Here is a 21,978-nt window from a genome sequence, read left to right on the forward strand (position 1 = left end):
AGGCTCAGTCCTCCAGCCCCACCAGGTTGGGAATCTCCTGCGTCGCGAACCACAACAACTCGTGGTCCTCGGCCCCGTCCACGATGAACTGCGCGTCGTCGTCCCCGTGATCGGCCGCCCCGAGCGCGTCCACGGCGGCCGAGACGTCCTCCCCGGCGTCATCGGCGTCCACGTGCACCGCGGCCGCCTTGGACAGGGCCACGGGCCCCGACACCCGCACCTCACCGAGCGCCACCGGATCGAGCCCCCGGTCGGGATCGGCGACCGCGGCCCGGTCGGGAACGTCGACCGCGACGACCACCCGCCGCCGCACGGCCCCCGGCTCCCCCGCGAGCAGCCGCAGCGAGGCCAGCGCGGCCCGGTTCAGCGCCGCGTACTCGAGCTCCTCGATGTCGTCGGAGAGGTACCACTCGCGCAACGCGGGCGTGACGGCGTACGCGACGACCGGTCCCGCCGCCAGCTCCCCCGTCTTGTACGCCTCGGCGAGACCGGAGAGGGTCAGGGGGACGTAGACGCGCATGGCTGGCCGCTTTCGTAGTCGGGTGAGTTCCCGGGTCGGAGGGCTCCCGGAAGGGCGGTCCCGCGCCTCCCGGGAAGGCCTTCAGGATACGTGCGGGCGTCCCCTTTCGGGTCCCGGTCCCTCCCCCGTACGGCGTCCACCCCCGGCCCGCGATTCACCCGGAACATCCCTTCCCCACCGGGCCTCCCGCCCCTCCCGCTCACTCTGATAGGTGAACCTTCCTGCCGCCGCGGCGCGCATCTGGCGTCCTTGCGGGGACCCGCTCCCGCCTCGTAGAAGATCCCCAACACGAAGTTACCGCCCGGTACCGACCGGTCGCGGTGAGCGGGGCCGACGCTGAACGGGGACGACGCATGAACGGGGACAACGCATGAACAAGGTGATGACCAGGACGAAGCGCCGCCCGGGCACCCGCCCACCCGGCCGCCACGACACCCGCCGCCCCGGCACCACCCCACCGCGCACCCCGGGCGCGGGCGCACCCCGCCCGGCCCCGGGAGACAGCCCACCGCAGGCACCCGCACCGCAAGCGCCCCCGGCGGAGGCCGCATCCCGCACCCTCCTCCTGCCCCCACCGGCCGACCACCCACGGCCGTCGCCGCCGTCCTCACCGCCGCCGCAGCCCCGTCCCACCGACCTCTTCGCCGACCGCCTCCTCGCCGTGCTCAGCGGCCAACGCCCCGTCCACTGCATGCTGCGCCACACCGCGGGCCGGGCCTACGACGAGCTGGCCTGGCTCGCCGAACGCGGCCCCTTGCGCACCCGCGGCACCCGCCCGGTCGTCCGCGACATCGGCTACTACGTGCCTCGACCCGGCGCGATCGAGGCCTTCGCCCGCATCGGCGCGGGCGACCGGCTCCGCGCGATGGCCTTCCGCCTGGAACAGGGCCCCGACCTCCGCTGGCGCTGCACGGCGGTGGAACTGGGCGGCCCCCGCATGCCCCGCCCGGACGACGACTGAGCAGCCCCTGGGTCCCTGAACACCCCACTGGCAACTTCCGCGGCCCCCTGACCCTCCCCTGGGGACCCCCACTGACCAACGCAAAGGGCCGGACACCCGCAGGTGTCCGGCCCTTCACCGCTTCTCAGCTCTCATCGGCTCTCGCGAGCCGATCGATCACTTCTTGCGGCGCCGCCCGTTGCTCTTCTGCTGCTTGCGGCGCTCCGCGCGCGTGAGGCCGTCCGCCTCGGAACGTACGGGCTCGTCGTCGTCGTTGGCGAAGTCGCCCTCGACGATGCCGCCCTCACCGTCCACGGTCGGCGCGGAGAAGTGCAGCCGGTCGGGACGCTGCGGGGCGTCGAGCCCCTTGGCGCGGATCTCGGGACGCGCACCCGCGGGCACGACGTCCTCCCTCTTCTCCAGCGACGGCGCGGCGTCCTCGACCGGGACCTCCTCGACCTGCTGCTCGACCTGAACCTCCAGGTTGAACAGGTAGCCGACGGACTCCTCCTTGATGCCGTCCATCATGGCGGAGAACATGTCGAAGCCCTCGCGCTGGTACTCGACCAGCGGGTCCTTCTGCGCCATGGCGCGCAGGCCGATGCCCTCCTGGAGATAGTCCATCTCGTAGAGGTGCTCGCGCCACTTGCGGTCGAGGACCGACAGGACGACCCGCCGCTCCAGCTCCCGCATGATCTCGGAGCCGAGCTGCTCCTCACGGGCCGCGTACTGCTCGTGGATGTCGTCCTTGATGGACTCGGAGATGAACTCGGCGGTCAGACCGGCACGGTCGCCGGCCGCCTCCTCCAGCTCGTCGACGGTGACCTTCACCGGGTAGAGCTGCTTGAAGGCGCCCCACAGCCGGTCCAGGTCCCACTCCTCGGCGAAGCCCTCGGCGGTCTCGGCCGCGATGTAGGCATCGATCGTGTCGTCCATGAAGTGCTGGATCTGCTCCTGGAGGTCCTCGCCCTCCAGGACGCGGCGGCGCTCGCCGTAGATGACCTCGCGCTGCCGGTTGAGCACCTCGTCGTACTTCAGAACGTTCTTGCGCGTCTCGAAGTTCTGCTGCTCGACCTGCGACTGGGCGGAGGCGATCGCGCGCGTGACCATCTTGTTCTCGATCGGCACGTCGTCCGGCACGTTGGCCATCGACATCACGCGCTCGACCATCTGGGCCTTGAACAGGCGCATCAGGTCGTCACCGAGCGACAGGTAGAAGCGGGACTCGCCCGGGTCGCCCTGACGGCCGGAACGACCGCGCAGCTGGTTGTCGATACGACGCGACTCGTGGCGCTCGGTGCCCAGCACGTAGAGCCCGCCGAGTTCCTTGACCTCTTCGAACTCCGCCTTGACGGCCTGCTCGGCCTTCTCCAGGGCGGCGGGGAGGGCTGCGGCCCACTCCTCGATGTGCTCCTCGGGGTCGAGGCCACGCTGACGCAGCTCCGCCTCGGCGAGGTCATCGGGGTTGCCGCCGAGCTTGATGTCCGTGCCTCGACCGGCCATGTTCGTGGCGACGGTCACAGCGCCCCGGCGGCCGGCCTGGGCGATGATCGGGGCCTCACGGTCGTGCTGCTTCGCGTTCAGCACCTCGTGCTGGATGCCCCGCTTCGAGAGCTGCTGCGAAAGGTACTCGGACTTCTCGACCGACGTCGTACCGACGAGGATCGGCTGGCCCTTCTCGTGCTTCTCGGCGATGTCGTCGACCACCGCGTCGAACTTGGCGACCTCGGTGCGGTAGATCAGGTCCGACTGGTCCTTGCGGACCATCGGCTTGTTGGTCGGGATCGGGACGACGCCGAGCTTGTAGATCTGGTGGAACTCGGCGGCCTCGGTCATCGCCGTACCGGTCATGCCGGAGAGCTTGCCGTAGAGGCGGAAGAAGTTCTGCAGGGTGATCGTGGCGAGCGTCTGGTTCTCGTCCTTGATGTCCACCCCTTCCTTCGCCTCGATCGCCTGGTGCATGCCCTCGTTGTAGCGGCGGCCGGCGAGGATACGGCCGGTGTGCTCGTCGACGATCATGACTTCGCCGTCGATGACGACGTAGTCCTTGTCCTTCTTGAAGAGCTCCTTGGCCTTGATGGCGTTGTTCAGGTAGCCCACCAGCGGCGTGTTCACCGACTCGTACAGGTTGTCGATGCCCAGCCAGTCCTCGACCTTGGAGACGCCGGGCTCGTGGATGGCGACGGTGCGCTTCTTCTCGTCGACCTCGTAGTCCCCGGTCTCCTCGAGGCCCTTGAGGGGGTTGCCGGCCTCGCCCTTCTTCAGCCGGGTGACCAGCTTGGCGAAGTCGCCGTACCACTTGGTGGCCTGGTCGGCCGGGCCGGAGATGATGAGCGGCGTACGGGCCTCGTCGACGAGGATGGAGTCGACCTCGTCGACGATCGCGAAGTTGTGGCCCCGCTGGACGAGTTCGTCCTGCGACCAGGCCATGTTGTCGCGCAGGTAGTCGAAGCCGAACTCGTTGTTCGTGCCGTACGTGATGTCGCACGCGTACTGCTCACGGCGCTGGGCCGGCGTCATGTTGGCGAGGATGCAGCCGACGGTCAGACCCAGGAACTTGTGGACGCGACCCATCATCTCGGAGTCGCGCTCGGCCAGGTAGTCGTTGACCGTGATCAAGTGAACGCCGTCTCCGGAGAGGGCGTTCAGATACGCGGGCAGCGTGCCGACGAGGGTCTTGCCCTCACCGGTCTTCATCTCCGCGACGTAGCCGAGGTGGAGCGCGGCGCCACCCATCATCTGCACGTCGTAGTGACGCTGTCCGAGGACGCGCTTGGCGGCCTCACGCACGGTGGCGAAGGCCTCGGGGAGCAGGTCGTCCAGGCTCTCCCCATCCGCATACCGCTGCTTGTACTCATCAGTGAGGGCGCGCAGCTCGGCGTCGGAGAGGTCGACGAAGTCCTCTTCGATGGAGTTGACCTGGTCCGCGATGCGGTGCAGCTTGCGCAGGATCTTGCCTTCGCCTGCACGCATGATCTTCGAGAGGACGGACACGGGGGTTTGTCTCCTTGCCGGTCGGGCCTGGGACGGTCGGGTTCAATGTCAGATTCAAATCACAGCTTGAGCAACGGCCATCGTAAGCGAGGACCCCACCGCGCCGGGAGGTCTGCCAGTGACAGCCACTAGGACAACGGACAGGGGTTGCGGAAGGTGCCGTGTCCGCGCTGCGAAAAGTAACCGAACCGTCACTCGCCGCAAAGGAATGGCGCCCTTTCGGTGGTCCTAGCAGAATCGGCCGATGGACCCCGTCACGCTGACCACCGACCGGCTGCTCCTGCGCGCCGTGGACTCGCACGACACCGACGCGGTGTACGAAGCAGTCCAGGACCCCGACATCCAGCGCTGGACCACGATCCCCTCGCCCTATCTCCGCGAGCACGCGACGGGCTTCACGGATCAGATGGTGCCGGACGGCTGGGCGGACGGCTCCGTGTTCACCTTCGGTGCCTTCCTCCTGTCGGGGGACCTGGCGGGCATGCTCTCCATCAGCATGCGTTCCCTGGGCGTCGGCGAGGTCGGCTTCTGGGCGGCCAAGGAGCACCGCGGCAACGGCTACATCACCGAGGCCACCCTCACCGCCGCCCGCTGGGCCTTCACGAGCCTCGCCGTCGACCGCCTGGAATGGCGCGCCGAGGTCGGCAACAAAGGCTCCCGCGCGGTCGCCGAACGCGCCGGCTTCACCCTGGAAGGCACCCTCCGCTCCGCCCTCAACAACAAGGGCGTACGCCGAGACTGCTGGATCGGCTCCCTACTCCCCTCAGACCTGGGCCTGCCCTCAACGGCCCCGTACTTGCCCGCCCCACCCTCCACTCCGTAAAGCCCCCCTCCACCACACACCCACCTCATCCAGCCCCCCGACACTCGAGCCCAATCCCCCTCAGCCGAAGCGGCTCCCCAGGGGCCCGGGGGTGTCGCCCCAGGAGGGTGCGGGGGCCGCAGCCCCGCGGGGGCGGGTGCACTGCCCTGGCGGGAGCTGGGGCGCAGCCCTGGCGGGAGCTGGGACGCAGCTCGGCCGGGATAAGGCGAAAACCCGCGGTGACCTGGGGCGGCAGCCCCGGTTCGGTGCGAGGGCGGCAGCCCCGCAGAGGTCGGGGCACAACCTGGTGAGGTACTAGGCAGGGAGCCCGGAGGCACAGCCCCGGTGGGATCCGGGGGCGCAGCCCCTGGCAGGGCGCGCCGCGAAGCCCAGCGGTGATCTGGGTCGACAACCCCGCCGCAGATCCGGGAAGCACAGCCCCTGTCGGGGTTCGGCGCGAAGCCCCGGGGGTGCAGGGGGCCCGGCTGGAGTGTAGGGGCGCAGCCCCACCGGGGTCCGGGCACGGGCTCTGCCGGGGTCCGGGGCCAGAGCCCCCGCTGGGGTGCAGGGGCGCAGCCCCGCCGGGGTGCAGGGGCGCAGCCCCTGGGATGGGTCGGGTAGGGGCGGCGGGGGCGAGTCCACTGTCAGTGGCACCGCCTACCGTGTGGAACATGACGAGCCTCCCGCGTCCCACCACCGACCTCTCCGCCGAAGAAGCCCGCCGCATCGCCCTACGGGCCCAGGGCTTCCTGGGCGCCCCCGACCGCAGGGCCGGCGTCCGCGGAATCCTGCGACACCTCGGCGCGGTCCAGCTCGACACGATCTCCGTCCTGGCCCGCTCCCACGAGCTCATCCCGTACGCCCGCCTGGGCGCGGTAGGCCGCAAAACCGTCGACCAGGCCTACTGGACCGACACCCACGCCTTCGAGTACTGGTCCCACGCCGCCTGCATCCTCCCCGTGGAGGAATGGCCCCACTTCGCCTTCCGCCGCCGCGCCTACCGCTCCCGCCCGCACTGGAACCACGACCTGCCGGACGGCACCTACGACCAGGTCATCAAGCAGCTCCGCGCGGAAGGCCCCCTCACGGCCACGGAGTTGGGCGGCGCGAAGAAGACCAGCGAGTGGTGGGACTGGTCGGGCACCAAGGTGGCCGTGGAGCGCGCGCTGATGTACGGCGAGGTGGTGTGCGCGGAGCGCCGCGGCTGGAAGCGTGTGTACGACCTCGCCGAGCGCGCCGTCCCCGAGGCCCTGCTCCATGACGAGCTGGACGACACGGAGTGCCTGCGCCGCCTGGTCGGCCTGGCCGGCAAGTCCCTGGGCGTCGGCACGCGCGCGGACATCGCCGACTATCACCGTCTCAAGGGCGAGCAGGTCGACGCGGTGATCGCGGACTCGGGCCTGGTCCCGGTGACGGTGGAGGGCTGGGGCAAGCCCGCGTGGGCGGACCCGGCGGCCCTGGAGACACCGCCGCGCGGCCGCCACCGTACGACGCTGCTGTCCCCGTTCGACTCACTCATCTGGGAGCGGGCCCGCACGGAGCGGATCTTCGGCTTCACCCACCGTCTGGAGGCGTACACGCCCAAGCCGAAGCGGGTGTACGGCTACTTCGCGATGCCGGTCCTCGCCGGGGGCCGGCTCGTCGGCCGCGTGGACCCCGCCCGCGAGGGCCGCACCCTGGTCGCCAAACAGGTCACGCTGGACGGCGCCAAGGCGGTCCCTGCCGTGGCCCAGGCCCTCCTGGAGGCAGCGAGCTGGGTGGACTGCACAAACGTACGCGTGGAACGGGTGGACGCTCCGGACCTCCGCGAGCCCCTCGCGAAGGAACTCACCCGCGCACTGGCCTGACCTGACCTGGCCTGACCGGCCAACCTGACTGGCCGACCTGACCAGCCTCACGCAGACTCACCGGATCTCGAGGATCTTCTCCCGCATCGCGTAGACCACCGCCTCCATCCTGGAGTGCAGCTGCAGCTTCTCCAGGATGTTGCGCACATGGTTCTTCACGGTGTTCTCGGAGATGAACAACTCCTTGGCGATATCCCGGTTGTTCATCCCGGTCGCGACGAGCTTGAGAACCTCCAGCTCGCGATCCGTGAGCCGCGGCGCGGGCACGAGCCGGCGCTCGTCCGTCCGCTGAATCATCGACTTGAACTCGGTGAGAAGTTTCGACGCCATCGACGGGCTGATCTGCGACTGCCCGTCCGCCACCGCGCGAATGGCCGTGGCCACCTCGTCCGTGGAGATCTCCTTGAGGAGATAACCGGTAGCGCCCGCCTTGATCGCGTCGTAGAGATCGGCTTCCTCGTCGCTGATCGTCAGCATGATGATCTTCGCGCTCGGAGCCACCTCCTTGATGGAGGTGCACGCCTCGATGCCGCCCCGCTTCGGCATACGTACGTCCATCAGCACGATGTCGGGGAGCAGGTCGGCCGCCTTGTCGACCGCCTCCGCCCCGTCACCCGCCTCGCCGACGACCTGGATGTCCTCCTCGGCCGCGAGCACGATCTCCAGGCCGCGGCGGAAGAGGGCATGGTCGTCCACGACGAGGACCCGAATGGGCTCCTTGCGTGGAGGGCCCGCGTCCGGGCTCATGCCGACGACGCCGCCGTCGGCATCCCCGTCACGCATCGGTCCGAAGCTGTCCGCCATCGTTCCTCCCCCTGAAGGCCGTGGCCTGCGTTCCTGCGCCATCGCCAATCCGAGGCAACGACCCACCGGTTGGGGCCGGTTCGGCCATGATTCCATGCCCGGACGACAGTGCGGTGACAGAGCGGGTCGCGAAGTGGTCGCACACCGGTGCCCCTGGGGGCGCACGCGCGCTCCAGGGGCACCGGCTCAGCCGTCATCGGGGCGGGTCAGCCGCCGAGCGCACCGCCCGGCGCGTCCGGTCCGGCCTGGGTGACCATGGGGTCCGTGCTGAGGTGGATGACGCCGTAGTCGTATGCGTGCCGCCGGTAGACGACACTGGGTTCCTTCGTCTCGGAGTCGACGAAGAGATAGAAGTCGTGCCCGACCAGCTCCATCTCGTAGAGCGCCTGGTCGAGCGTCATCGGGGCGGCCACGTGGGTCTTCTCGCGAACGATGAGGGGGCCTTCGCCCATGACCTCGAGGGAGCCGATCTTCTTCGTCGGCACGCTGTCGGTGTCGTCCTCGTGGACGACGGTCCCGTTCCCGTTGAGCGTCGCGGCGCCGGGGACGTGGTCGGCGACCTCCGCGGCCGAGAGCCGGCCGTTGCCGCGGCGGGTGTAGCGCTTGTCGTGCTGCTTGCGCAGACGGGCTTCGAGTTTGTCCGCCGCCAGGTCGAGTGCCGCATACGGGTCACTTGCCGCCGCCTCCGCCCGGATCACCGGACCGCGGGAGTGAAGCGTGATCTCCACTCGGTCGCAACGGTCGGCCTGCCGGGGGTTGGGCTCCTTGGACACCTCCACGTCGAGGCTGATCACCTTGCCATCGAGCTTCTGGATCTTCTCCAGCTTCAGCTTCTCGGCCACGTGCTTGCGGAACCGCTCGGGCACCTCGGTCTTGCGGCCCTTGACGACGATGTCCACGCAGAACTCCGTTCCCGGATTGCTCCGCTGCACTGGCGGAGCATCTCCCTTTTGCACCAGGCCCCGGTGAGTGCCGGAACCTCGGACTTGGTGACTTTCACCTCCTCCTCCCCCATGGGCAAGATCTACACCCCATCGCTACGGGTGATTCAGAAACCCGCAGCACAGCATTCGGATGGGCGAGGTACGGCCTGCGCCATTGCCTCACAACCGAACATATCTCGCCTGGACGGATGTCGTCACCCTCTACTGCGGCGTACCTCCGTTCAGGTGAATTGACCTGGTCATTACCTGCAACGATGGAAGTTCCCGGTCAGTTCCGGTTTATTTCGAAAGAGTCCGGCGGGGCCGCGACCACAGCCGCGCAGATCATGTCGCCGACTCCGCTCGTACCCGCCATTCCCCGGGCTCCTTGTGTCCGGTCGGTATCCACTGTCGTTGCCTCGGTCATCCGTTCCCCCGTTGCTTCCCCCGCTTCCGCGACGCATGCATCGACGTCCAGGTATGGATCGATCTCCGCCACCGCCGCCCGTACGGCACGGGCCGCCTCCGTCATCGAGGCGCCCGTCGTCATCAGGTCGTCCACGAGCACGACCCGGCCCCCGCTCGCCAACAGCCGGGCACCTCCGGCCGCCACCTCCAGGGCGCCCGCGAGATTGTCCAGTCGCTGCCGCGAGTTGAGCCCCGCCTGGTCGGCCACGGCGCGCCGCTGCCGCAGCACGGCCAGCACCCGGGCCGGTGTCCCCGTGCGCCGCAGCTCCCCCGCCGCCGCGAGCGCGATCCGCCGCGCCGGATCATGGCCGCGCGCCCGCACCGCCTGCCGCGAGGACGGCAGGGGAACAAGCAGCAGAGAACCTGTGCCGGAAAGCGGCGCACGCCCCTGACCACCCCCGGGCCGCAGTTGCCCGTTGCCGCCCCTCAGGCGCCCGTCCCAAGCCGTGGACAGCCCCTCCGGGACCGGGAGGCACAAGTGCCCCAGCCCTGCCCGTACAGCCCCCGCCAGGGCCGTCCCCAAAGGTCTCGCAAGTGTCAGTGCCCCCCGTTCCTTGTGGGCGAGGAGCGTCGCGCGCACCTCGTCCTCGTATGGGGCCGCCGCGTGCACGATCGGCAGCCCGGGCGGCTCCGGATCCGGTCGCACCCGGCGCGGTGCGGCCCCGCTCAGGGCGGCACGGCACTCCGGGCAGAGCACCGTGCGAGGCCTTCCGCAGCCTCCGCACTCGGCCGGCAGCACCAGATCGGTGAGGTCCTGCCACCACCCCCGCATGCCCACCACTGTGCCAACGCGCGGGCCGACCGGCCACCCCTGTGGACAACCGCCTGTGGACAACTCCACGGCCATCACCCGTCCGGGGGATCCAGCGCGCAATGGCGGCCAGGTCCACCCCGTACGACGGCCAGATCCACCCCGTACGGCAGCCGGGCCTGCCCGAAAAGGGAGGCCCGGCAAGTCCGTACCCGGAAGAAAGAGGCCGCTACCCGGGATAAACCGGTGCCGTGCCGTCCTTGACGATCTTCTGCCACTGTTCCCCGGAGGACAGCCGCACGATCCCGTCCTCCTCCGAGTGCGCCACCAGCGGCAGCCGTTCGTCCTCGGACGCGGCGACCTCCTTCACCCCCGTCAGCGCGGAGGGCGCGGCGCCCACCGGAGTGGAGCCGTCGACCTGGACGTAGCGCATCTGCTGCACGCCGCCGGACTCGCGACCGACGACGACGAGCCGGCTGTCCCCGGCCCACGACATGGCCGTGACCTCCTCCAGCTGCGGCGCCACGGAGTGCAGCTCGAGGATCGAGATGAGGGGCCGTCCGCCGGTCTTGGTGTCACGCTGGATGCGCCCGATCTGCAGCGAGCTCTTGCCGTCCTTCTGGACGATCAGCGCGATCCGCACCCCGTCGGCGGCCACCCGCACCGCCTGGACACGGCCGTCGATGCCCGGCGCGGTGACCGCCAGCGGAGTACCCGCGCCCTTCTCCAGCAGGAGCAGCCGCGGGTTCTTCGGATCACGGTCGGCCACCCACAGGTCGCCCTGTCCGTCCCAACTGGGCGTCGTCAGCCGGTCGTCCGCCTTCGCCCCCTGGCTGTGCAGCACCGCGTCCCCCAGCGAGGCGCCCGACACCAGCGATCCTACGTACAGCGAACTCCCGTCGGCCGACACGCCGGCCGCGCTGTCCTCGGTCCGCGACACCGCGGCCGACCGCAGCTTCTTGTCGCCCACTCCCAGCGCACCGGGTACCGGCTCGGGCTGCTTGTCACTGTTGCCGCTGGGCAGCCGTACGAGCCGCTGCTTGGCGTCGATGAAGTACTCGTACTCAGGGTGCTTGGCGGTGCCGTGCGAAGCGACGGTCTCCGCCCGACTCTCGGTGACCACGCACAACTGCGAACCGTTCGACCGCTGCAGCTCCACCTCGTCGACGCCCGTGGGCGTCAGGTCCTGAAGCGTGAAGAGGAGTTGGGTGGCCATCTTGTTGCACTGGGTCTCTCCGACCCGGTCGGCCTTCTTGTTCAGCGGGACTGTCACCCTGTTGCGGTCGTCGGGCGACAGCGACGTGACGCCCTTCTTCAGCTCCGTGTCGGAGGGGAAGCTCGACGTCACCACCGGATCCAGCCAGCGTGTGGGCCCCTTCAGGAGCGACCGGACCATCTCCGTCATCGGGTCCACCTTGTCCCGCACATAGACGGGATCGGCGACGGTCCCCAGCGGTCCGCCCGCCCCGGAGGGCACATTCGAGGCGAAGTAGTACTTGTTGACGGACACGTAGTTGCGCTGGAAGTCGGAGTTGCCCATCACCACGCCCTGCGGCAGCGCGTCGATGCGCCACTGCTTGGTGTCCTTCTGCAGCGTGAGGTGCACCGCCGTCCGGTACGAACCGGCGTCCGGCGCGTACGCGTGCTGCTCGTCCACCGTGGCGACCTTGCTGCCGGAGAGCGTGTACGAGTCGTCGCCCTCCCTGGTGCCCGAGTGCTCCGACTCGGGGTTGGGCCCGTCCGCGAGGACGGTCGTGGAGCGGTACGGATCCCACGTTTTGCGGGCGCTCGCCGTCAGATATTTGCGCGCCGTCTCGTACTGCGCGTCGTCACTGGTCAGTGCCTCCAGGAAGCCCTGCACGATCTCCGCCGGCGGGGCGTCCTCGCGGGGCGGCAGCGCGAAGACGCGGACCTGCGAGTCCTGCCTCGGCGTGGACTCGACCCCGCGCAGATCCCCGCTGTCCGGCATCGAGGCGCACCCGGTCAGCAGCAGTGCGCCGCAGCCGATGTACACCCCCACGCGCGCGGGACGCCGACGGCCGCTCCCCTCGCGGTCAGCGACCACGAAATGCCTCCCCTTGCCCGAGTTCCTCGGGCTCTGCTTGTCCGAGTTCTTCAGGCCCGCCGCCGTCCCGGCCACGCTCCTGCACGCTCCGCTCCCCACCCGCAGTGGGCATGTCGTCCGGCCGCCGCACGGCCCCGGAGGGCCTCGGCACCACACGCGCGCCGTTGCCCGGCAGCGCCGTCGGATCGGCCGTGGGCGACGCCCCGGCCAGTCGCGGCACCACGGACGTCCGCTGCATCGGCGGTGCCGCCTTCCCGCCAGCGGCCTGCATCGGCACCGTGGCGAGCTTGTCGCCGCCGCCGGAGGGCAGTCCCGCGTCATTAAGTCCACGATTACGCCGCGAGTCCATGGGCTCCAGAGGTATCGGAGACCCCCGCAGCGGCTCGTCCGCGGTACGCGGCAGCGTCAGCCGGAACTGCGAACCGCCGCCCGGCTCACCCCACGCCTGCAGCCAGCCGCCGTGCAGCCGGGCGTCCTCCAGGGCGATGGACAGCCCGAGCCCCGTGCCACCGGTGGTACGCGCGCGTGCCGGGTCGGCACGCCAGAAGCGGCTGAAGACCCGGGTCGCCTCTCCGGGCTTGAGGCCGACGCCGTAGTCACGCACCGCGATGGCGACCGCCCCGCCCGCTGTGGCGAGCTTGACCACCACTTCCTTGCCGTCGCCGTGCTCCACGGCGTTGACGACGAGATTGCGCAGCACCCGCTCCACCCGCCGGGCATCCGCCTCGGCGACCACTGGCTGCTGGTCGCCTACGACACGTATCTGCGAGCCCTTGCGCTCGGCGAGCGGCTCGGCGCCGCTGACGACACGCCGTACGACTTCCCGGAGGTCTATCGCCTCGGCCTCCAGCGCCGCCGCACCCGCGTCGAACCGGCTGATCTCCAGCAGGTCCGCGAGCAGCGTCTCGAACCGGTCCAGCTGATCGGCGAGCAGCTCGGCCGACCGAGCGGTCACCGGATCGAAGTCCACGCGCGCGTCGTGGATGACGTCGGCCGCCATCCGGACGGTCGTGAGCGGCGTACGCAGCTCGTGCGACACGTCGGACACGAACCGTCGCTGCATCCGCGACAGGTCCTCCAGCTGCTGGATCTTCAGCTGAAGGTTCTGTGCCATCTTGTTGAAGGCCTCGCCGAGCCGCGCGATGTCGTCCTCGCCGGTGACCTTCATCCGTTCCTGCAGGCGTCCGGCGGAGAGCCGCTCGGCGATCCCGGCCGCCATCCGCACCGGAGTGACGACCTGGCGCACCACGAGCCAGGCGATGGCCCCCAGAAGCACCACGACGAACAGTCCGGCCGTCGCGAGCGTCCCCTTGACCAGGCTCAGCGACTTCTCCTCCTGCGTCAGCGGGAAGAGGTAGTAGAGCTGGTACGCGTCTCCGTTGGGGTCGAGGACCTGCTTGCCGATGACCAGCGCGGCCTGCGACTCCGTGCCGTCCTTGTAGACGACCCTGGTGTAGCTCTGGGCCGCCATCGTGTTGCTGTCGACGCGGGCGCGCAGGTCCTCCGGGATGCTCACTGTCGGATCGACGTCACCCGAGGAACGCGGACCCCGCCCGGCACCGCCGTTGCCGGCCACGGTGGAGCTGAGCGTCACCACATCGAAGGCGCCCTGGCCGCCACTGGAAAGAGAGACGACGAGGTCGTTCATCCACTGGCTGACGTTCTTGGACGGACGGCCGTCCGCACTCGAACCGTCGTCGCCGTTGGCCGTGGCAGCCGCGTCCGCCTTCTGCTTGGCGACCGAGAAGCCACCCGTGGCCTGACTCTGCGAGGCCTTGACCTTGGCGTCCAGCAGACCGTTGCGCACCTGCCCGATGACCACGAAGCCGAGCAGCAGCACGACACCCAGCGACATCAGCAGCGTCGTGACGACGATCTTGAGCTGGATGTTGCGCCGCCACAGCCGCATCACGGGCAGCAACGGACGGCGCACCCAGCGCATGAACAACCGAAGGACCGGGCTGCCCTGGACTCCGCCTTGCAGCAGCCCACCCTCCAAGAAACGTCCCCAGCGGGAGCCCGTCACCTTCCGGCCGACAGGCCGCCCCGAACGGACCCCCGACTCACCGGGCGCCGAAGCGGCACTGTCCCGGGACATGTCAGCTCGGTCCGGCCTTGTAACCGACACCGCGGACGGTCACCACGATCTCCGGCCGCTCCGGGTCCTTCTCGACCTTGGAGCGCAGCCGCTGGACGTGGACGTTGACCAGTCGGGTGTCCGCCGCGTGCCGGTAGCCCCACACCTGTTCGAGGAGCACCTCCCGCGTGAACACCTGCCACGGCTTGCGGGCCAGTGCCACGAGCAGATCGAACTCCAGCGGCGTCAGGGCGATCGACTGCCCGTCCCGCTTCACAGAGTGACCGGCCACATCGATCACAAGATCGCCGATGGCCAGCTGCTCGGGTGCCGGTTCCTCGGAACGACGCAGCCGCGCCCTGATCCGCGCCACCAACTCCTTTGGCTTGAACGGCTTCACGATGTAGTCGTCGGCGCCGGACTCGAGGCCGACCACGACATCGACGGTGTCGCTCTTCGCGGTGAGCATCACGATCGGCACCCCGGACTCCGCCCTGATCAGGCGGCACACCTCGATACCGTCCCGGCCGGGAAGCATCAGGTCCAGGAGCACCAGATCGGGCTTGGTCTCACGGAAAGCGGCCAGCGCCTTGTCGCCGTCTGCTACGAAAGACGGCTCAAAACCTTCACCACGCAACACAATGCCGAGCATCTCGGCCAGTGCGGTGTCGTCATCGACGACAAGGACTCGTCCCTTCATAAACGACATCATCCCATTAACTAAATCGTTACCTGGCGTGACCTGTCACACAGCTCAGCGAGTGCCTCTGCCGTCACGGGCGACACAGCGCCCTCTTCGGTCACGATCGCCGTCACCAACTCGGGGGGCGTCACATCGAACGCCGGGTTGTACGCCTGGGTCCCCAGGGGTGCCACCGGTATCCCGCCTCCCGCTTCCACTCCCGCCACAGGCACCTGGGGTGCTGTGACCTCGGTCACTTCATGACCGGGACGCTGCTCGACCTCGATGGATGCTCCGTCCGGGGTGTCCGGGTCCACCGTCGTCACCGGCGCCACCACGATGAAAGGCACATGGTGATACCGGGCCAGCACCGCGAGCGGATAGCTCCCCACCTTGTTCGCCACCGAACCGTCGGCAGCAATCCGATCGGCCCCGATGAGCACCGCGTCCACCTCCCCCGCCGCGAACAGTGATCCCGCCGCGTTGTCCGTGAGCAAGGTGTACGCCATTCCGTTGCGCGCCGCCTCGTAAGCCGTCAGGCGAGCACCTTGCAGCAACGGACGCGTTTCGTCCACCCACAGCCTTCGCAGCTGCCCCGCCCGATGTGCCGCGAGGGCCACCGCGAAGGCCGTGCCCTCCCCGCCGGACACCAGCGCCCCGGTGTTGCAATGCGTCAGAATCCGGTGCCCGCCACCCGGCAACAGCTCGTCGAGCAGCGCCAACCCGTGCCCGGCCATCCGTGCGCTGGCCGCGGCATCCTCCCGGTGCAGTGCCCGCGCCGCTTCGAGCGCCGCCCCGGCCGCCTGCCGTTGATCACCGCCGCCGGAGAGCGCGGCACGATACGCCGTCTGCGCCCGGCGCACACCGACAACGAGGTTCACCGCGGTGGGCCGGGCGCCCGCCAGCGCCCGGGCGGCATCGTCCACATCGAAGCCGCGCACGGCGGCGAGCGCGACTCCGTATGCCCCGGCGATACCCAGCAACGGCGCCCCTCGCACGGCCAGCGTGCGGATCGCCTCCACCAGCGCGGGAGCGTCCGTGCACACCAGCTCGACTTCCTCGGCCGGCAACCGTGTCTGGTCGAGAAGGACCAGCACCGGCCCTTCGGGCGGCTCGTCCCAGCGGATCGCCGGTATCTCAAGTGGCCCGTCGCCCTCGCGGAATTGCGCGTACTGATCAGCCATCCGCCCAGTCTGCCCCGTAGCAGGCGGACAATTGAAGGTGTCCACCCCATACGGGGGCCGGTCCCATGCCGGGCACACCGTGGCACGATGGCTGCCAACCTGCCGCCGCGACCGCGGACGGGCACCGTGAAGGAGCGACGATGAAAGACACTCCGGGCTGGGCCTCGCCCGGATCTGCCCCCTCCGACGGGCAGGAGCCGGACAACTCCGGCACCGCCGAGCCCCCGGAGCAGCCCGCGGACCAAGGTGGCACGAACCAGCCGGAGCCGCCCTCGAAGTGGTCCAAGGAGCAGCCCCCGCCCGGCCAGTGGTCCGCTCCCAGCCCACAGGGCCCCGGCCAGGCCCCGCCACCACCGCCCCCCGGCCCCGGCTGGGGCGGCCAGCAGCCCCCTGGCGCGGGCGGCTACGGAGGCCAGGGCGGCGGCTACGGCGGCTGGGGAGGCCCCGGCCGTGGCTACGGAGGCCCAGGAGGTCCCGGCGGCTGGGGCGGCAACTGGGGCGGCCCGCCGCCCGCCGCCAAGCCCGGCGTGATCCCCCTGCGCCCGCTCGGCGTCGGCGAGATCCTCGACGGCGCGGTCTCCACGATGCGGACCTACTGGCGCACCGTCCTGGGCATCTCGCTCACCGTCGCCGTCGTCACACAGATCGCGGTCATCCTGCTCCAGGGCCTGGTCCTGGACGACAGCGCGAGCACGGACGTCCTCAACGACCCGAGCGCCACCGCCGGCGAGCTGAGCCGCGCCCTGGGCGACACCCTGCTGAGCTCCGGCGTCGTCGTGCTCATCGGCCTGCTCGGCACCATCGTCGCCACGGCCCTGCTCACCTCCGTGACCAGCCGCGCGGTGCTCGGCAAGTCCGTGACCACCGCCGAGGCCTGGCGCGACGCCAGACCCCGGCTGCCGAAGCTGTTCGCCCTGACCTTCCTGCTGCCGCTCATCGCCGTCGCGATCATCACCGTCGGCACTCTTCCCGGCCTGCTCGTCGCCATCGCCGGCTCGAGCAGCGCGGGCGCCGCACTCGCGGTCCTCGGCGGGCTCGGGGCGGGCGTCGTCGCCCTCTGGCTGATGATCCGCTTCTCGCTCGCCTCGCCCGCCCTGATGCTGGAGAAGCAAGGCGTCCTGAAGTCGATGAGCCGCTCCGCGAAGCTCGTCCGCGGCTCCTGGTGGCGAGTCTTCGGCATCCAGCTGCTCGCCACGATCATCGCCAACATCGTGGCGTCGATCGTCGTGATCCCCTTCGCGATCATCGCCTCCGCCCTGAGCGGCGACGGCGTCGCCGGTTTCCTCGGCAGCGGCGGCAGCCCCGGCTGGACGTTCCTCATCGTCAGCGGAATCGGTTCGGTGATCGGCTCCATGATCACCTTCCCGATCGCCGCGGGCGTCACCGTGCTCCTTTACATCGACCAGCGCATCCGCCGCGAGGCCCTCGACCTCGACCTGGCACGCGCCGCCGGTGTCCAGGACTACGGCTCCAGCACCCCCGGCACCACTCCGGGGAGCTGATGCGGTGAGTCCGGCGGGGGGAGTTCTCACAGCGGTACTGGCACTGCCACGCACCGGCGCCACAGCCGTACTCGCGCTGCCGCGCGACGACGAACCACCGGTGACGATCCCGCGCGACCCCGCGCGGGAGGCGGCCAAGCGCGAACTGTCCAAACGGATGTACCACGAGAACGACCCCAGCCCGGTGCAACGCGCTCTGAACGCCTTCTGGGACTGGGTCGACAAACTGTTCAGCGCCGCCTCCACGGCGACTCCCGGCGGCACGCTCGGCCTTGTCGTCATCGTGGTGGCGGTGCTGGCGGTCGTGGCCGCCCTCTGGTGGCGCCTCGGCACCCCGCACCGCACCCCCACCTCCTCCGCCGCACTCTTCGACGACCGCCCCCGCAGCGCCGCCGAACACCGCGCGGCCGCCGAAGCACACGCCGCCCAGGGCCACTGGAACCAAGCCGTCCAGGAACGCATGCGGGCCGTCGTGCGCTCCCTCGAGGAACGCGCCCTGCTTGGCCCACGCCCCGGCCGCACCGCGGACGAGGCCGCCGCCGAAGCGGGCCGCACACTGCCCTCCCACACGGACCGACTGCGCGCCGCCGCCCGGGACTTCGACGAGGTCACATACGGCGGCCGGTCCGCGGGCTCCGACACATACCACCGCCTCACCGAACTCGACCGCGACCTCGAGCGCACCAAACCCGTACTCACCAGCAGCGCCCAGAGCACGGACCACAACAGCCGCCAGGGGTCCGCCTCATGACCGAGGCCACCCTCACGTCCACCTCGGCCTCGCCCACCGGGCGCCAGGTGTGGACCCGCACCCGAGGCATCGTCCTCGCCGTCGTGATCCTGCTGGCGGCCGCCGTCGCGATCGCCGCGATCCGCTCCGGCGCCGAGCACGGCCGCCTCGACCCACGCTCCGCCGACCCCTACGGCAGCCGCGCCACCGCCGAACTCCTCGGCGACCGCGGGGTCTCCACGCGCGTGGTCACCACCCTGGACGAGGCCCGCGCCGCGGCCGGCGCCGACACCACTCTCCTCGTCGCCGCCCCGGACCTGCTGACCGACCATCAGCAGGCCGGCCTCCGCGCGGCGACCAAGAACTCCGGCGGTCGCACGATCCTGATCGCCCCCGACTCTCCCTCCCTCGGCACCCTCGCCCCCGGAGTCACCGCCGATCCGGCGATCAGCTTCCACTCGACGCTGTCCCCCGGCTGCGACCTGCCCGCCGCCCGCCGCGCGGGCAGCGCCGACACCGGCGGCATCCGCTACAGCACCAGCGACCCCGGCGCCGATGTCTGCTACCCCAGCGACGGCCTGCCCACCCTGCTGCGCATCCCGGCGCCCACCGGGAACGGCGACACCGTCGTCATCGGCGCCCCCGACATCCTCTACAACAACCGTCTCGACAAGCAGGGCAACGCCTCGCTCGCCCTCCAACTGCTCGGTTCCCGCCCCCACTTGGTCTGGTACCTCCCCTCCCTCTCCGACACCTCGGCCACCGACGCGGGCAAAAAGACCTTCCTCGACCTGCTCCCCTCGGGCTGGCTCTGGGGCACCCTTCAGCTCTTCATCGCGGCAGGCCTGGCCGCCCTGTGGCGGGCACGCCGACTCGGCCCCCTCGTACCCGAACGCCTCCCCGTCGCGATCCGCGCCTCCGAAACCGTCGAAGGCCGCGCCCGCCTCTACCGCAAGGCCAACGCCCGCGACCGCGCGGCCGCCGCTCTTCGCTCCACCACCCGCACCCGACTTGCCCCCCTCATCGGCGTATCCCCCGCTCAGGCGCACGCGCCCGAGGCACTGCTCCCCGCCCTGTCCGCCCGCCTCGACAGCGACGGACAGGCCCTGCACACCCTCCTCTTCGGCCCGCCGCCCGGCGACGACGCGGCCCTCATCTCCCTCGCCGACCAACTCGACGCCCTCGAAAGAGAGGTACGCCGTTCATGATGGCCCCGACCACTGACAACGCCGGGTACGCCGGGGATCCGGGCACCGCCCGCTCCTCCCTGGAAGCCCTGCGCGCCGAGATCGCCAAAGCCGTGGTCGGCCAGGACCCCGCCGTGACCGGCCTCGTCGTCGCCCTCCTCTGCCGCGGACACGTTCTACTAGAAGGAGTCCCCGGAGTCGCCAAAACGTTGCTCGTCCGCGCGCTCGCATCCGCGCTCGAACTCGACACCAAGCGCGTCCAGTTCACTCCCGACCTGATGCCGAGCGACATCACCGGCTCTCTCGTCTACGACGCCCGCACCGCCGAGTTCTCGTTCCAGCCCGGCCCGGTCTTCACGAACCTCCTGCTGGCCGACGAGATCAACCGCACTCCGCCCAAGACCCAGTCGTCCCTCCTCGAAGCGATGGAGGAGCGTCAAGTCACGGTCGACGGCACCCCCCGCGCGCTCCCGGAACCCTTCCTGGTCGCCGCGACCCAGAACCCGGTCGAGTACGAGGGAACGTATCCTCTGCCCGAAGCCCAACTGGACCGCTTCCTCCTGAAGCTGACGATCCCTCTGCCGTCCCGTCAGGACGAGATCGACGTCCTCACCCGCCACGCCGAGGGCTTCAACCCGCGCGACCTGCGCGCCGCCGGCCTACGCCCCGTGGCAGGCCCGGCCGACCTGGAAGCCGCCCGCGCCGCCGTGGCCAAGACATCGGTCTCCCCCGAAATCACCGGCTACGTCGTCGACATCTGCCGCGCCACCCGCGAATCGCCGTCCCTCACCCTCGGCGTCTCCCCGCGCGGCGCGACCGCCCTCCTCGCCACCGCCCGCGCCTGGGCCTGGCTGACCGGCCGCGACTACGTCATCCCCGACGACGTGAAGGCCCTGGCCCTGCCCACCCTCCGCCACCGCATCCAGCTCCGCCCCGAGGCCGAGATGGAGGGCGTGACGGCCGACTCGGTCATCAACGCGATCCTCGCCCACGTCCCCGTCCCCCGCTGATGGCACTCACCGGACGCGCCGCCCTGCTGGCGGCCCTCGGGACACTCCCCGTCGGCATCTGGGAGCCGAGTTGGACGGGCATCCTCGCCGTGAACGCTCCCCTGGCCCTGGCCTGCGCCTGCGACGCCGCCCTGGCCGCACCCGTACGCCGCCTCGGCCTGGCGCGCTCCGGCGACACTTCCGTACGCCTCGGCGAGACCGCCGATGTCACTCTGACCGTCACCAATCCCTCCGGCCGCCTCCTGCGCGCCCGCCTCCGTGACGCCTGGCCTCCCAGTAGCTGGGAGCCGGGCACCGAGGTGGCCGCCTCCCGCCACCGATTGACGGTCCCCGCCGGCGAGCGCCGACGCCTCACCACCCGCCTGCGCCCCACCCGCCGAGGCGACCGCCAGGCGGACCGCGTCACCATCCGCTCGTACGGCCCCCTCGGTCTCTTCTCCCGCCAAGGCAGCCACCAGGTGCCCTGGACCGTACGAGTCCTGCCCCCCTTCACCAGCCGCAAGCACCTCCCCTCCAAACTGGCCCGCCTACGAGAACTCGACGGCCGCACCAGCGTCCTGACCCGCGGCGAGGGCACGGAATTCGACAGCCTGCGCGAGTACGTTCCCGGCGACGACACCCGCTCCATCGACTGGCGCGCCACGGCCCGCCAGACCACGGTCGCCGTACGCACCTGGCGTCCCGAGCGCGACCGCCACATCCTTCTGGTCCTCGACACGGGCCGAACCTCGGCCGGTCGCGTGGGCGACGCTCCGCGTCTCGACGCCTCCATGGACGCGGCACTCCTCCTGGCCGCCCTGGCCTCCCGGGCCGGCGACCGCGTGGACCTTCTCGCGTACGACCGCCGAGTACGCGCCCTGGTCCAGGGCCGCTCAGCCGGCGACGTCCTCCCTTCCCTGGTCAACGCAATGGCGACCCTGGAGCCGGAGCTCGTCGAAACGGACGCCCGCGGCCTCACCGCCACGGCCCTCCGTACGGCCCCTCGCCGCTCCCTGATCGTGTTGCTGACCAGCCTCGACGCGGCCCCCATCGAAGAGGGCCTGCTCCCCGTACTCTCCGGTCTCACCCACCGCCACACAGTCCTCGTGGCCTCAGTGGCCGACCCGCACATCGCACGCATGGCCACGGCTCGGGGAAGCGCCGAGGCGGTGTACGAGGCGGCAGCCGCGGCCCAGGCCCAGACGGAACGCCATCGCACGGCCGAACAACTCCAGCGCCACGGAGTAACCGTCGTCGACGCGATTCCGGACAACCTGGCGCCTGCCCTCGCGGATGCGTATCTGGCACTCAAGGCGGCGGGACGGCTGTAAACCGGCACAAAAAGGGGCCTCTCGATTCGAGAGGCCCCAAAAAATGATCCCGAACGCAGAAAACCCCCGTACCGATTTCCCGGTACGGGGGTTCTCCCTACAATTAGTTCGGCGGCGTCCTACTCTCCCACAGGGTCCCCCCTGCAGTACCATCGGCGCTGTGAGGCTTAGCTTCCGGGTTC

General features: G+C 70.4%; 17 protein-coding genes and 1 rRNA gene. 8 read left to right on the plus strand and 10 right to left on the minus strand.

Translation table 11 applies throughout. The features are described 5' to 3' along the window. Positions 1–4: 4 nt before the first annotated feature. Complete coding sequence (locus KVT44_RS10245) at positions 5–520, minus strand: hypothetical protein (protein WP_054229599.1); 516 nt, start codon at positions 518–520, stop codon at positions 5–7. A gap of 370 nt (positions 521–890) precedes the next feature. Between KVT44_RS10245 and KVT44_RS10250 the strand changes: the two genes are divergently transcribed. After that, positions 891–1,481, plus strand: coding sequence for an Rv3235 family protein (locus KVT44_RS10250; protein WP_099922347.1), 591 nt, complete (start codon positions 891–893; stop codon positions 1,479–1,481). 156 nt (positions 1,482–1,637) lie between these two features. Here the strand turns inward: KVT44_RS10250 and secA are convergent, their stop codons facing one another. Next, positions 1,638–4,454 carry a preprotein translocase subunit SecA gene (gene secA, locus KVT44_RS10255; protein WP_075029013.1) on the minus strand — a complete coding sequence of 939 codons (2,817 nt, stop codon included), beginning with the start codon at positions 4,452–4,454 and terminating at the stop codon, positions 1,638–1,640. 244 nt (positions 4,455–4,698) lie between these two features. Here secA and KVT44_RS10260 point away from each other — a divergent pair, with 244 nt between their 5' ends. Beyond that, positions 4,699–5,277 (plus strand): GNAT family N-acetyltransferase, encoded by a 579-nt coding sequence (locus KVT44_RS10260; RefSeq protein ID WP_217566754.1) that lies wholly within the window; start codon positions 4,699–4,701, stop codon positions 5,275–5,277. Positions 5,278–5,927: 650 nt separating this feature from the next. Next, entirely contained in the window at positions 5,928–7,103 is a 1,176-nt protein-coding gene (locus KVT44_RS10265; RefSeq protein ID WP_217566755.1) for a winged helix-turn-helix domain-containing protein, read from the plus strand. A 57-nt stretch (positions 7,104–7,160) separates the two neighbouring features. Here the strand turns inward: KVT44_RS10265 and KVT44_RS10270 are convergent, their stop codons facing one another. From KVT44_RS10270 to mtnA, 7 genes are all read right to left on the minus strand, one after another. Then, positions 7,161–7,907, minus strand: a complete 747-nt coding sequence (locus KVT44_RS10270) for a response regulator transcription factor (RefSeq protein WP_217566756.1) — start codon at positions 7,905–7,907, stop codon at positions 7,161–7,163. Between the two features lie 206 nt (positions 7,908–8,113). Further along, the gene (raiA, locus tag KVT44_RS10275; protein ID WP_067380006.1) at positions 8,114–8,839 is read right to left on the minus strand and encodes a ribosome-associated translation inhibitor RaiA; all 726 of its coding nucleotides are present in this window, start codon (positions 8,837–8,839) and stop codon (positions 8,114–8,116) included. A gap of 280 nt (positions 8,840–9,119) precedes the next feature. Further along, a complete protein-coding gene (locus tag KVT44_RS10280; RefSeq protein ID WP_217566757.1) occupies positions 9,120–10,070 on the minus strand; it encodes a ComF family protein in 951 nt (316 codons plus the stop codon). 208 nt (positions 10,071–10,278) lie between these two features. Beyond that, positions 10,279–12,114 carry an LpqB family beta-propeller domain-containing protein gene (locus tag KVT44_RS10285; RefSeq protein ID WP_217566758.1) on the minus strand — a complete coding sequence of 612 codons (1,836 nt, stop codon included), beginning with the start codon at positions 12,112–12,114 and terminating at the stop codon, positions 10,279–10,281. Continuing rightward, positions 12,104–14,212 (minus strand): MtrAB system histidine kinase MtrB, encoded by a 2,109-nt coding sequence (gene mtrB, locus KVT44_RS10290; RefSeq protein ID WP_099922343.1) that lies wholly within the window; start codon positions 14,210–14,212, stop codon positions 12,104–12,106. The genes KVT44_RS10285 and mtrB overlap by 11 nt, the downstream gene beginning before the upstream one ends. A 1-nt stretch (position 14,213) precedes the next feature. Continuing rightward, on the minus strand, positions 14,214–14,903 hold the full coding sequence (gene mtrA, locus KVT44_RS10295) for a two-component system response regulator MtrA (RefSeq protein WP_015659998.1): 690 nt from the start codon (positions 14,901–14,903) through the stop codon (positions 14,214–14,216). 8 nt (positions 14,904–14,911) lie between these two features. Further along, positions 14,912–16,057: an S-methyl-5-thioribose-1-phosphate isomerase gene (gene mtnA, locus KVT44_RS10300; RefSeq protein WP_217566759.1), complete on the minus strand. Its 1,146-nt coding sequence runs from the start codon at positions 16,055–16,057 to the stop codon at positions 14,912–14,914. A 140-nt stretch (positions 16,058–16,197) separates the two neighbouring features. Here mtnA and KVT44_RS10305 point away from each other — a divergent pair, with 140 nt between their 5' ends. The 5 genes from KVT44_RS10305 to KVT44_RS10325 are packed head-to-tail and all read left to right on the plus strand — an operon-like array spanning position 16,198 to position 21,796. Continuing rightward, positions 16,198–17,559, plus strand: a complete 1,362-nt coding sequence (locus tag KVT44_RS10305; RefSeq protein WP_099922341.1) for a hypothetical protein — start codon at positions 16,198–16,200, stop codon at positions 17,557–17,559. 4 nt (positions 17,560–17,563) lie between these two features. After that, the gene (locus KVT44_RS10310) at positions 17,564–18,310 is read left to right on the plus strand and encodes a DUF4129 domain-containing protein (RefSeq protein WP_217566760.1); all 747 of its coding nucleotides are present in this window, start codon (positions 17,564–17,566) and stop codon (positions 18,308–18,310) included. Continuing rightward, positions 18,307–19,497 carry a DUF4350 domain-containing protein gene (locus tag KVT44_RS10315; RefSeq protein WP_217566761.1) on the plus strand — a complete coding sequence of 397 codons (1,191 nt, stop codon included), beginning with the start codon at positions 18,307–18,309 and terminating at the stop codon, positions 19,495–19,497. The genes KVT44_RS10310 and KVT44_RS10315 overlap by 4 nt, the downstream gene beginning before the upstream one ends. Further along, positions 19,497–20,486, plus strand: a complete 990-nt coding sequence (locus KVT44_RS10320) for a MoxR family ATPase (RefSeq protein ID WP_217566762.1) — start codon at positions 19,497–19,499, stop codon at positions 20,484–20,486. Before KVT44_RS10315 ends, KVT44_RS10320 begins: the two co-directional genes overlap by 1 nt. Then, entirely contained in the window at positions 20,486–21,796 is a 1,311-nt protein-coding gene (locus tag KVT44_RS10325) for a DUF58 domain-containing protein (RefSeq protein ID WP_217566763.1), read from the plus strand. Before KVT44_RS10320 ends, KVT44_RS10325 begins: the two co-directional genes overlap by 1 nt. A 106-nt stretch (positions 21,797–21,902) precedes the next feature. Here the strand turns inward: KVT44_RS10325 and rrf are convergent. After that, a 5S ribosomal RNA gene (rrf, locus tag KVT44_RS10330) occupies positions 21,903–21,978 on the minus strand; the annotation flags it as partial.

This window comes from Streptomyces sp. GbtcB7, from assembly GCF_019091445.1.
GTDB lineage: Bacteria > Actinomycetota > Actinomycetes > Streptomycetales > Streptomycetaceae > Streptomyces > Streptomyces mirabilis.